The sequence below is a fragment of the Bifidobacterium sp. FKU genome (assembly GCF_026016385.1).
GTDB lineage: Bacteria > Actinomycetota > Actinomycetes > Actinomycetales > Bifidobacteriaceae > Bifidobacterium > Bifidobacterium infantis.
Genome location: NZ_CP092888.1, coordinates 490,348 through 502,915 on the forward strand (window position 1 = coordinate 490,348; position 12,568 = coordinate 502,915).

General features: G+C 51.0%; 10 protein-coding genes. 6 read left to right on the plus strand and 4 right to left on the minus strand.

All coding sequences use genetic code 11. The features are described 5' to 3' along the window. Positions 1-2: 2 nt before the first annotated feature. Positions 3-1,373, minus strand: coding sequence for an ATP-binding protein (locus MMB48_RS02260; protein ID WP_032743569.1), 1,371 nt, complete (start codon positions 1,371-1,373; stop codon positions 3-5). Positions 1,374-1,655: 282 nt separating this feature from the next. On the opposite strand from MMB48_RS02260, the gene MMB48_RS02265 reads away from it, so the two are divergent. Further along, positions 1,656-3,011, plus strand: a complete 1,356-nt coding sequence (locus MMB48_RS02265; protein ID WP_032743568.1) for an Nramp family divalent metal transporter — start codon at positions 1,656-1,658, stop codon at positions 3,009-3,011. A gap of 99 nt (positions 3,012-3,110) precedes the next feature. On the opposite strand, the gene MMB48_RS02270 is transcribed toward MMB48_RS02265, so the two are convergent. Together MMB48_RS02270 and MMB48_RS02275 are read right to left on the minus strand one after the other, a co-directional pair. Beyond that, positions 3,111-4,700 (minus strand): MDR family MFS transporter, encoded by a 1,590-nt coding sequence (locus MMB48_RS02270; protein WP_032743584.1) that lies wholly within the window; start codon positions 4,698-4,700, stop codon positions 3,111-3,113. A 344-nt stretch (positions 4,701-5,044) separates the two neighbouring features. Further along, complete coding sequence (locus MMB48_RS02275) at positions 5,045-6,175, minus strand: ATP-binding protein (protein ID WP_032743567.1); 1,131 nt, start codon at positions 6,173-6,175, stop codon at positions 5,045-5,047. 74 nt (positions 6,176-6,249) lie between these two features. On the opposite strand from MMB48_RS02275, the gene MMB48_RS02280 reads away from it, so the two are divergent. Together MMB48_RS02280 and MMB48_RS02285 are read left to right on the plus strand one after the other, a co-directional pair. After that, positions 6,250-7,167, plus strand: a complete 918-nt coding sequence (locus MMB48_RS02280; protein WP_234884539.1) for a replication protein — start codon at positions 6,250-6,252, stop codon at positions 7,165-7,167. Continuing rightward, entirely contained in the window at positions 7,164-7,337 is a 174-nt protein-coding gene (locus MMB48_RS02285) for a hypothetical protein (protein ID WP_230581164.1), read from the plus strand. Before MMB48_RS02280 ends, MMB48_RS02285 begins: the two co-directional genes overlap by 4 nt. A gap of 40 nt (positions 7,338-7,377) precedes the next feature. On the opposite strand, the gene MMB48_RS02290 is transcribed toward MMB48_RS02285, so the two are convergent. Continuing rightward, positions 7,378-8,586 (minus strand): hypothetical protein, encoded by a 1,209-nt coding sequence (locus MMB48_RS02290; protein WP_080714669.1) that lies wholly within the window; start codon positions 8,584-8,586, stop codon positions 7,378-7,380. Between the two features lie 425 nt (positions 8,587-9,011). On the opposite strand from MMB48_RS02290, the gene MMB48_RS02295 reads away from it, so the two are divergent. The 3 genes from MMB48_RS02295 (at position 9,012) to MMB48_RS02305 (ending at position 12,513) form a co-directional block, all read left to right on the plus strand. Beyond that, positions 9,012-10,088, plus strand: coding sequence for an IS30 family transposase (locus tag MMB48_RS02295; protein ID WP_032743566.1), 1,077 nt, complete (start codon positions 9,012-9,014; stop codon positions 10,086-10,088). A 67-nt stretch (positions 10,089-10,155) separates the two neighbouring features. Further along, a complete protein-coding gene (locus MMB48_RS02300) occupies positions 10,156-10,857 on the plus strand; it encodes a hypothetical protein (RefSeq protein ID WP_230581163.1) in 702 nt (233 codons plus the stop codon). A gap of 1,533 nt (positions 10,858-12,390) precedes the next feature. Next, positions 12,391-12,513 (plus strand): hypothetical protein, encoded by a 123-nt coding sequence (locus tag MMB48_RS02305; RefSeq protein WP_014484597.1) that lies wholly within the window; start codon positions 12,391-12,393, stop codon positions 12,511-12,513. Positions 12,514-12,568 lie beyond the last annotated feature (55 nt).

The following is a 12,568-nucleotide window of genomic DNA, read 5'->3' on the forward strand; positions in this document are numbered from 1 at the left end:
GGCTACCGCTCAGGATTGTTGAGCATAGGTGCCTGCCCCTCGTCATAAGCGCGCAGGAGCCGTCGGAGCAAAAATGTGGTGAAGTATGGTGCGGTGAACACGTGTTCGCTGCTACCGATATTGCCGGCGGATAGTTTCACGCCGAACTGAATTTCCGGATAAGAATCCGAAGCGATTAGCGTCCGCATGGATTTGGCGGTGCCTTTTTTCGATTTCACCTCCACCGGCACCAGCCATTCGCGCGTGCGGACGAAGAAATCCTGTTCCAGTGTGGAATCCTCTTTTTTGTAGTAGTACAGGTCATAGCCGGATTTCCGTAGCGCTTCAGAGACGATGCTCTCGTACATAGCACCCTTATAGACACCAAGATTACGATTGGCCCGCAGATCATCACTGGCCTCGTCGTCAAGCATCGCTACGAACAGACCGGTATCGCCGAAATATATCTTGAACTTGTTTTCGTCATAATTGCCTTTCAACGGCAGTTCAGGATAGGACATACATCGGCAGATATTCACCATTCCCGAGGTTTCAAGCCATTCCACGCATCCTCGATAGTCTTTGAAACGCGCTCCGCTGGCAACCTTGCTGATTTGGAACTTCTTGTTTTCCTTGGCGAGTTGCACGGGAATATGGTTGAACACGTTGAGAATTCGTGCCTGATCGAGTCCTTGCGCGTATTTGCGGATATCCTCCTGGTAGTCCAAAATAAGCTGGCGCTGCAATTGCAGTGTTCCCTCGAACGTGCCAGTGCGTATATGGGAGGCGACAACCGCAGGCATGCCGCCAAGCACGCAGTAATCCATAAATGCCGTGGAGAAGACGTTCATTTCCACTTCAGAGAATGGCGTAGCATTACACAGGTGGGTGAACATGCTTTCGATGACGGCCTCATCGTATCCGCGAGCCCACAGAAATTCCTCGAAGTCCAACGATCGCATTTCGTAGTCGGTCTTATATCCCACGCTATTGCTTTCGATTTGCTTATAGCTGATGCCCAACATTGAACCGCTGCAAATCACATCATATTTGCCGTCGATTTTAAAGAACTTCAGTGCAGTGGCGATATCAGGATGGGCCTGGATTTCGTCGAAAAAGATGAGCGTATCGCCCGGAATGAACTTTTTGGCTGGGTCGATCAGGGAAATATTGCGGACGATGGTATTCGCGCCATAACCGTCCGCAGTGATTGCACGATATTTCGGTTCCTCAACGAAGTTGATTTCCACTACCGAACGGTAGTTGTGTGCGGCAAAGTAATCGATAGTCTCTGTCTTGCCTACTTGACGAGGGCCCTTGATGATTAGCGGGGAGCGATTCGGGTCGGATTTCCATGCATTGAGATAGGCATCGGCTTTGCGTTTGAGATACATGAGGAGCCCCTTTCCGAATTACTGCGATATCAATGATATTACACTTTCATGAGCGAGTTTTCTACCGTCTTGCACATTTTATGAGCGAGTTTTCCGGTTATTTCCTCATTTCATGAGCGAGTTTTCGGTGGTTTGTCACATTTCATGAGCGAGATGGCGGGGGATGCCAGCTGCCAGTCCGCCAGTCATCCATCAATCGTCCGCAGATTGTCCGTCTGTTGACTCGGGAAACATGCCTGCGCTATAACTGTGCGCGGTATGAAGGGAACAGGTACAAACAATATGGCAGTAACACACACCGAAGCAGATGCCACTGCGGCAACCACTATGACGAACGCTGTGGCAGACATCGAACAGGAAACACCGGAAATCGAGAAGGAACGCCAGCTTGCCGGAGCCGGAGCAGGGACGAACAACAAGGAAAAGCCGCATGACCATGCGCTGGCCAGCATCCTTGGCCCCGCGTTCGTGGCGGCCGTGGCCTACGTCGATCCTGGTAATGTGGCGGCCAACATCACCTCCGGCGCACGATACGGCTACCTGTTGGTGTGGGTGCTGGTGCTCGCCAACGCCATGAGCGTGCTCATCCAGTATCAGTCCGCCAAACTCGGCATCGTGACCAACAAATCCCTGCCGGAACTGCTGGGCGAGCGTATGAGCGATGCCGGCCGCTTCATGTTCTTCATACAGGCCGAGGTCATCGCCATCGCCACCGATCTGGCCGAGGTGATCGGCGGCGCCATCGCCCTGAACCTGCTGTTCGGATTTCCACTGTTCATCGGCGGTTTGGCGATTGGCGTAATCTCCACGGTGATGCTGTGGTTCCAAGGCGGCAAGACACAGACCACATTCGAGCGCATCATCATCGTGATGCTGCTGATTATCACATTCGGCTTCATCGCAGGCCTGTTCGTAGCCCCGCCGAACCCCGGCGAAGTGGTCAAAGGCATGATTCCACGCTTCCAAGGCGCCGACTCGGTGTTGATGGCCGCCTCGATTCTGGGCGCCACCGTGATGCCGCACGCCATCTACCTGCACTCCACGCTGGTGAACGACCATTACGCAGGCGGCGAAAAGCCGTCAATCAAAACGCAGCTGAGAGGCTCGAAAATCGATGTGGCCTGGGCGCTGTTGCTGGCCGGCACCGTGAATCTGGCGATGCTGGTGCTCGCCGCCAACTCGCTGCATGGCATGTCTGGCACGGACTCCATCGACGGCGCACAGCGGGCGATCACGCAGGTGCTCGGCCCGGTGATCGGCACGATCTTTTCCATCGGCCTGCTGGCTTCGTCGCTGAGCTCCACATCGGTCGGCACGTACGCCGGCTCGGAAATCATGCACGGTCTGCTGCACGTTAACGCCCCGATGTGGGCCTGCCGCGTGGTCACGCTGGTGCCGGCACTGATTGTGCTGTGGTTCGCCAATGACCCGACTCAGGCGCTGGTCATCGGCCAGGTGGTGCTTTCCATCGGCATCCCGTTCGCCGTGATTCCGCTGATGCGGTACACGCATGACAAGGAACTCATGGGCAAGTGGGCTGATGGAACCGTCAAGCACGTGATCTTTATGATCGTCGTGGCGCTGATTGTGGCGTTGAACGTGCTGCTGATTGTCCTGACGCTAATGGGCAGGGCGTAATAGACTCCAGCTGAAATCCTGCGATAGCACAACATAATAAGAAGCCCCGGTGTTGGAAACCGGGGCTTCTTATTATGTTGAGAATGGTTGAATCTGCCGTCAGTTCGCAGCCATACGCCGCGCACGCCGTTCACGCAGCGAACGCAGGGAAATAATGTCTCGCGTACGACCGGCACCGTCGCCCTTGACGCCGAAGAACACCATCAACACCATTACCAGGCAGATCATTGCGGAGATGCGCAGCGCCCATTGAATGCCAAAAATCGAAGCGGCGACGGCGGAGGCGCCGCCCTGCTTATGCAAAGTGGCAAACGTTTCCATCAGAATCACCAACACGGGTGCGCCCACAGCGCCCGCAATCTGACGCGCGGTATTCGTCACCGATGATCCGGCGGACACTTCGCTCGGCCCGTTCAGGCAATTCAGGGACCACGTGGTAATCGGCATCAGCAGGAAACCCATGCCGATCTGACGGATGAACTGGCAGATCGATACCCACCAGATCCACGTATCCATCGCCACCAGCGACATGCCCAAGGTGCCAAGGGTCAACACAATCGAACCGAACAAAGCCACGGGTCGTGCGCCGAATCGATCCATCGCACGGCCGCCGAAGAACTGGGAGATGCACTGACCGATAGCGCCCGGCAGCATGATCAGACCACTCATCGTGGCAGAATACCCACGGTCGGTCTGGATATAGAGCGGCATGATGACCAGAATCGAACTGAACGCGAAAAATGCCAGCGACGCGGTAATGGTGCCGATGGTGAACGAACGGTTCTTCAGCACTTCCAAGTCCAGCAGCGGCGGCTGGGGGAGTGCCGACTTGTCCCCGGCTACGGCCTCGCGATACCGCTTGCCAGCACGCAGGTTACGCAGCACGAACCAGACAATGCCAATCAGGCCCACTGCCATGGGCCCCCACGTTACCGGTGCGGCGAACCCGTAGGCCTCCGAATTGGTGAAGCCGAACATCAGTCCGCCAAAGCCAATCACCGACAGGCTCACCGAGAAAAAGTCCGCGCGGGCAGACGGGTCATGCGAGCCGAAATTATGTAGTCCGAACATGGCCGCCACCAGCGAGACCACGCCAATCACGGTCATGGTCAGGAAGATGGAACGCCAGCCATTGGCGTCGGTCTGCCAGCCGCCCAAGGTGGGGCCGATTGCCGGAGCCACGCTCATGGCCATGCCCACGGTGCCCATAGCAAAGCCGCGTCGGGACAGCGGGTAGATCGAGAACACCGTGATCTGCAGCACCGGCCACATCACGCCCGTGCCGGCCGCCTCCAGCACGCGGCCGAGCAGCACGAAGAGGAAGTTCGGGCCCAGCCAGGCCAGCAGGGAGCCGATCGTGAACACCGCCATCGAGCAGATTACGATCTGTCGGGTGGAGAAACGACGGGTCAGGAACGCGGTCAGCGGCACCATAACGCCCATGACCAGCTGGAACACGGAGGTCAGCCACTGGCCCGTGGTTACGGAAATATGGAATTCCGAAACGATGATCGGCAGCGCCGAGCTCAGCTGCAGCTGCGTAAAGTTGCCGACGAAGGTAATAAAGGTCAGGATTGCGATGGAAACAAACGCGGCATGACTCAGCTTGCCGTCAACGTATGATTCCTCTTGGCTCAGCACTCGTTGCAGTTCGCCACGACGGTTCTTGATTCCGTTCTTTCCAGCCACGCACACACTCCACTTCCGTTGCTCGGCCTGATGGCTTTGGGCGGTGTCGGTTGGCATGTTCGGCACTGGTTGTGCCTGCGGCGCATGCCGGTATGCTGGTTTCGTCTTTTCTTCTTTTTCGCATACCGACTTACGTGCCGACGTGAGGCAAATGTATTCGGCGACCGTCGTTATTTTCTTGTGCTTGGCCGGGCAGCCTGACAAAAGCACCCCAATACGCTATACCTAGGGGTGGTCCAGGCGGCTGGGTGGCTCAGTAAGGACTGTTGCCAGCTGAATTCTAAAACAATCTAAAACAATCTAAAAAGTTCTAAAAGAGCTTCATCATTCCGAGATATCCAATGTCATCGAATATATGCCGCATGTTCTCTGAGGTATTCACGAAGGTACGGGATGGCGAAATCGACTTTCCCGTATCCACGATCCTCGATTACCTGCGCCTCAATGAGGCGCGTGCGGTAGATGCTGGCGTATTTCACGTCCTTGCCCATGCGTTCGGCAACGGTGGAGGTGGAAGAAGGTCCGTCATCTTGCGCCATTGCCAGAAGATAGGTTTTATCGATGGGCGAAAGCCCATCCAGTTCCGGTCCGTGGACTGTGTCTCCCAGACGACTGAGCGCATCTTGGACCCCGGCTTCAGCATCTTCCACTGAGACGGTAATGGCTGTGTCGTGCTTGTGATTCCGAGCGGTGATTCGCCAAATATGATAGCCGACAAGCTGAATCATGAAAGGATAGCCTGCAGTTGCTTGTGTAGCGATCCGCAAGGGTTCCCCTTCTAGAATCATTCCGGTTTCCTGGAATGTGTCCGCCAACGCATGAGAGACTTCGGCCAGATCGACGTCGCTCAACCGCTCCGGTTGTGCACGTCGTAGGAAGGTCATTACGTTATCATTAAGCCATCTTGAGGACATGGAAGGCAACCCGGCAAACACAAAAGCCAGATTTCTGTCTTCACTGGTCAGATGTTGTACTGCGGTGGCGATGGCGACCATGTCTGCCCGAGTGGCGGCTTGGGCCTCGTCCATGGTCACCAGAAGACCGTTGCCATGCTTTTCCAGCTCGTCGAGCCGCAGACTCATGGTTTCGCGGAGTGTCAATGGCATTCGGTTCTTTTCATAATGGACTCCACCAAGACTGCCTCCCACGTTCTTGACACTGATAGATGGTTCGAACGAGAAACTGAAACTCCCCTTTCGCGGCTGCAGCTTGTCCACTAACCGTTGCGCCATGCCGTCTGATGCGGTTTCGCTGATGGTTTGCCATCCTCGTTTTTCTGCGATTCTCCGAAATTCAGCGAGCATTACGGTTTTGCCTACGCCCCTAGCCCCGGTGATCCTCATCAAACGTCCAGGTGCGCCTGATCCGTTGTCTAGACCTTCTTCGAAGTCGGCGAGCACCATATCTCTTCCAATGAGAACGGGTGGAAGATGCCCGGCGCTGGGCTTAAACGGATTGATTCTGGTGCTGAGCATGTATCCTCAATTCTCAAGAATCTCAGGGTTCATGAATTATAGCAAAGTCACATACGAAAGAGAACGCTCATGAATTGTTTGCGGTGGTGGTGGACGTGGACTATGTAGGCAAACAGCAGTTAAAGAACCTGTTGAAGCAGTTTGGGAATGGTGTGCAGCTTCGTCCGACTTATCTTGTCAGCTCCGGCAAGGGGGTACATCTTTATTATTTCTTGCAGGAGCCGGTTCAGTTGTATCGAAACCGGGAAGAAGTGCTTGCGGAGCTGAAAGAAGCTCTTATCCGGCGGCTATGGAATGATACCAGCTCTATCCGTCCGGACAGCCCGGATATAATCGGAATTTATCAAGGTTTCCGGTGTGTGGGGAGTCAGTCGAAGCTGGGTGTAGATTTCCCAGTAAAAGCCTATAAGCTGTCAGAGAACCGTTACACGCTGGAGGATATAAAAGCCAGCATACCGAGCTGTAAGGTAGACCTTGCTCCGTTGTACGAGAAGCCGAGAAGAAAAAGTACCGTTACGCTGGAAGAAGCAAAGGAGCTGTACCCGGAATGGTATGAGAAGCGGATCGTGCAAGGAGAGCCGAAGCAGAAAAGTAAGAAGCAGGGTGGTACGTGGGTATGTAACGAAGCTTTATATGAGTGGTGGAAACGGAAAATAACCGAAGAAGTGAAAGCCGGAGGGCGTTATTTTTCTATTATGGCGTTGTGCTCTTATGGCTTAAAGTGCGGCATATCCGAGCAGAAGATACGGAGAGACGCCTATGCGTTCCTGGATCATTTAGAGAGCCTTACTGAGGACGAGGACAACCATTTCAGCCGGGCAGATGTGAAAGACGCTCTCCGGGCATTGAAAGGGGACAGAAAAAGGCTGTCAACGATAGCAAGCCGGGAATGGATAGAGGATAACACAAAGGTTACGATACCAGCAAATAAGCGAAATTACAGAAAACAAGAGGCTCATTTATATCTTGCAAGGCGAAAAAAGAGGATATGAAAGTTATAGGTGAAGTAGTAAAAGAGGGCAGACCAACAGCAGAGCGGACAGTCAGAGAATGGCAGGAGAGCCACCCGGCAGGAAAGAAAGCGGACTGCATCCGAGAGACAGGACTTGCAAAGCATACTGTTTATAAGTGGTGGAAAGATATAAACAATGAAAATATATAGGGAAAAAGGAGTTATTAAATAACTCTTTTTTCCCTATTGTCTATTTCTGAAGATTTGAGGAAAAATGAAGGAATTTTGATAAAAAAAGATAATTTATCAAATATATTAAAGCCAAGGTTATTATTCCAATAATGATGCTAATAGGCAATATTTTTTTTATAAATAGTGTTGCAAGAGACGTTCCTAAAAGAAACGCAGATCCATATGGAATAACAATATTCAACATAAAAATTTTATTATGTTTTTTCCGTAAGGTTGATTGATTATAAATTGATTTTAGAATGTGGATAAATAAATACAAACATAGTATATTTAGTAAAATAAAAATAATCAAAAAACCAATGATGAAAAGTATATGATGCTTTTGTATAAATAAAAGTAATTCTATATGTTGTATTTGAAAGTTATCAATACCAACTAAAGAAAAGTCTGAAAATCCAGTTTCGTCAGATATAGACTTTATATTTTTTAAAATTTGTGATTCCTCAACAAATGGTAGTAAATCACAATTTATCATAGCAAAGTATAATAATGATTCAAATTGAAAATTAGTTTTGCCCACTTCCCAAAGAGTGGAAGGGTAAGGAATAAGCATATAAGTATTCAAAGTGATATTAGAGGTATTTTTATAATTTATAGAACAATCTGTTTCTATAAATCCGATAACTTCAAAATTAGTATTTTTACTATAATAATTTCCAGTAATTATGTCTCCGATTTTATAAAAAGATTTATATTCAGAACCCAATAGAACAGGAATCGAGTCATCTTTATATGAAATACTATTCCATGCAATTCCGGAATTTCCCTCAACTTTTATATTATAAAACTCATAGGCTTTTTGATTAAGTTGTAACGCTTTTATATTTATTGTAGGAGACTGACTATTATCAATAAATTCATCAGAATTATAATAAAAGCGTTGGTCTCCATTAAAGTCATCTATATCTACAGCGATAGCCTGATTGAATGAGGTTAAAACATCGAAGTTACTTGATGCATTTAATGTGTTATAGAAGTTTGCTAATATATTTATGTTTTGATTGTCTGTTCTAAAATTATAAAATTCATCTGAATCATAAAAATTGTCAACCATTTTGTAAAAATCATTTTGTGATGAAAGTGTTTTAAATCCACCATTGCTTTGCGGAATAGAAGCAATGAAAGGAACAAATATACCTGACAAAGTAAAATATATAGAGAAAATAATAAAAGAAAATAATGTTATAAAATATTTTTTAGTGTTCATAGAAGACTCCTTAAAAAGAATATAGTAAAAAAGCAAAGGATTTTACAATCCTTTGCTTTTTTGTTTGTGAAGAATCAACTTCCGTAATAGGTTCTAGCAGATCCTAAAGTATCACCGTTAAAACTCCACCAAGGAGATATTGCTTCTGTTTCGTCAGTTCCCCATTGACGTCCAGAATCGGGAAGTTTCCGGTTCAGCAGCAAAAGTGGTTACTGGATTAAGTGCTAGTACAAGACCTAAACTTAAAATAGAAACACCGAAACGCTTGAATTTGTTCATAAAAAAATACTCACTTTCTTTGTAAGTTTTTTAGAAAGCTTATCATAGGAAACATATAAAAGTCAATACCCGTTGTCTAAATGAAAGTGCAACACCCGTTAGATTGGAAATTGCCTAGAAAACCAGTCCGAAGGGATGTCGCACCTATGGGAGAAGTATATTCGCACCTGTCGGAAGAGGAACGCCAGGTCATCCAGATCGAGGCAGGCAACGGCGCCAGCATACGCGGGATCGGCGCGATGCCGGGCCGCAGCCCGTCCAGCATCAGCCGGGAGATCAAGCGCAACACATGGTTCCCGTCCAACGAGAACGAGTCGTACCGCCCGTACCGGCCGAAAAGACCGAAGGCGGAGCCATGGACCGGCCGCTACCACATCGCCGGGCCCGCGCAGCGCAAGGCCGACCGCAGGAGATCCAAGCCACGAAAGCCCTACCGGCTGTCGCACGACCGCCTGTGGGCGCAGGTGGCCGAACGGCTGGGCCGCGGCTGGTCGCCGCCGCCCGTCAGCGGCAGGCTGCGCGTCCTGTGGCCGGACGATGCTCTCATGCGCGTGTGCCCGGAGACCATCTACCGATGGGTCTACTCCAGCAGGCCGCTTCGGGAACGCTGGGCGCGGTGCCTGCCGCGAGGGCACAGGCGGCACCGCAGGCACGGCGGCAGGAGGACGTCGCGCTTCCCGATCCCCGGCCGAGCGCCCATCTCCGAACGCCCGCCGGAGGCCGACGGCAGGAGCGCGTTCGGCCATTGGGAGGCCGACAGCGTCATCGGAGTGGGATGCAACCTGCACACCGAGGTGGAGAGGAGGACCAGGTTCCTCATGGCCCGCGTCGTTCCGGACAAGACCGCCGGCGAGAGCGTCGGGGCGCAGCTGGACATGTTCTCGCCGCTGCCGGCCGGCGCGCGCGTCAGCGTCACGCACGACAACGGCACCGAGTTCGCCCACCACGAAAGGCTGCGCGACGGGCTGGGCATGGCCACGTACTTCGCCGACCCGTACTCCAGCCGGCGGCGGGGAAGCAACGAGAACAGGAACGGCATGATCCGCCGGCATCCGCCCGAACGCAGCGAGATCCGGATGGACATGGCCGGGGAACTGCGGGAGATTGTCGACGAGGCCGACAACCGCCCCATGCGCGTGCTCGGCTACCGCACGCCCGCCGAGGCGTTCGCCGACGAACTGTTAGAATTACAGGACCAACAAGGGTGTTGCACTTCTAAATAGACATCGGGCAATCTAAAAGGTTCTAAAAGGCTTCGGGACAAACCTCGCATTTCCGAAGCGCCCATGCATGTCGTCGATTATGGATTCAGTAAGGAGCATCATCGTATCCGCAAGGACGAAGAAGGACAGTACGGGACCGTCGTCGGAGCGGCGGAGCAGGTTCGGCACCGTGACGCCGCGCTACGATACCGCGGGCAATCTCGTCGCCTGGCAGGTGCGCTACCCGGACCCGAAGCGTCCGGGCAAGAAGGTCCAGCGTCAGTTCAAGCCGGACATGGAGCACGAAGCGCACCAGTGGCTTGAGGGGGAACGGCACCTGCTCGAACTGGACCGCAAGAACATCCAGGAATGGGTTCACCCGTCCGAACGCCGTCGCAGGAAGCGCACCAGCCTTATCTCGTTCGAGGATTACGTGATCCGGTGGGCGGAGGAATACCGGCTGCCGAACGGCGAGAGGATAGCCGGCGGCACGCGCCGGAACCTCTATCTCGACATCGCGCACTTCATGCCGGGCTTCAAAGGCAAGCTCCTGACCGTGCGCCACTCCGTCAACAGAGGATATTCGGATCGCGGCTCGACGCGCATCGCCAGGACCAAGACCGACTCCAGCCGGCGCACCGTGCCTATCCCCGACGAGCTCGGCCGCGTCGGCGAGAAGGTCGCCATCAAGCACTACCAGCGCATCGTCGCCCAGCACCGCAACCAGATCGTCAACCAACTCGCCGAAGACTTCATCAAAGCGGCTGTCGTATATGAAGAGCATAAATAAGACAACAGTGATACTGTTTAAAATACTATTAATAATCGAAATTCATTAACAAATATATGGATGCCGACGATGTGATGGGCATTTCGCGAATATTAAAATTACCTCACTAAATTCGAAGTCTTCATAACTACTTTTGTTTTGAATTTGCGGTTGGTCTTCTTTTGAAAGGTCAACCGCAAATTCTAATCATATTCAATTCAATTCGATAACAGTATCTATTGCTGGTCTTTTTATAAGATTCTCTTATTTATCTCCCTGTATTATCTCCTTATCTTGTAATTTATGCACGCTTGCAATACTATATAAAACAAGTGCAACTAGCGCCATAAATCGAGTCCAGTTGGTATTGCAGATGATCAGCGCGAGAAGGATAAGAGCACAATATATTGTGGATCTAATCCAACGATAGTGATGCTTGTCGTTGATTTTAAGAGACTGTATTACCACCCAAATAAACGCACCGACTATAATTGCACCATTCAACCATAGGAGGAGTGATCTTCCTGTAGGGTCGGGGGTGTCTGAGACTGCAAAATTGCCGAACCAGCATATACATGCACCTGTAAACAGTGCTTCGGGTGCCATCAGCATTTTTTGCGAAAACATCTCACGATGTCCTTTCTACTGGACACTGACTCCGGGCGGAATGGCTATCGTTAAGCAGATTCCCTTTCCGGTGGCTACGGCACGGGTGATTTGCAGAGCGAGATTCGCAAGATATGCGGCTCCTACAGCGGAAACAAGTATGCCGGCAATTGTTCCAGCGGGTCCTCCGACCATGGTGCCCAACGCAGTCAAGGCTGCTGCCAGCGCCTCGGGTCCTATGCCGGCCGCGACAGTTACTGCGGTAGCAATGCCTATAGTGAGATCCGAGTAGGAAATATACCATTCATCGCATTTCGCCATTGCTCCGGATGGAGAAGCGGGGACTCTCGCAGGTGAAGTGTTATCGGCATGAGTGACTCCTAGAACGGCATCTTGCAAGAATGTATATTGAGATTACGAAAAACCGTATGCATTCTTAAGTTCGCTCTCATTCAAGGTAATGGTTAACTGATTGTTTACATATTTAAAATACGGTCCAACAGATACAATTTTATTCAAAGTATCTTGTTGTTCGTTGGTCAATTCAATAGGATTGGTTTGACATGTCGTTACATCGATAGGAGGTGAATTATCCTCGGCGGCCGTTGCGGTGCTCGTGAAGGCTGACATGCACAAAAAGATTGCAATAATACTGCTTAGTATGCGCCTAAAGTATTTCATGATAATCTCCTTTGATTATTGTTTTAGGGAACCTTGTCCCAATTTAATTAAAGCATATAGTGCACATTCCAGGGCTCTATCATTGGTGGTTTTGTCATCTGAAGATGACAAAACCACCACAGCTTCCGTCATTTCTGGTATTGCCAATCTTCAATCGTATGCTCTCTCGGAATGCGAACGGTGCTACATACCCAATGTCTGATATATCAGAGGAAAAGCATGAAACGACCCTGCTCGTGCTCAAGGACGGCGCCCTAAGGAGATCTCATGGACAAGCTCGGCCACGTCAGTGAGAAGGTCGCCATCAAGCACTACCAGCGCATCGTCGCCCAGCATCGCAACCAGATCGTCAACCAACTCGCCGAAGACTTCATCAAAGCAGCGAACTAGTGTGCTCTTTTTAGGGTATCGTGTATAGATTATAGATTTCGTTTTGTGACAGCGG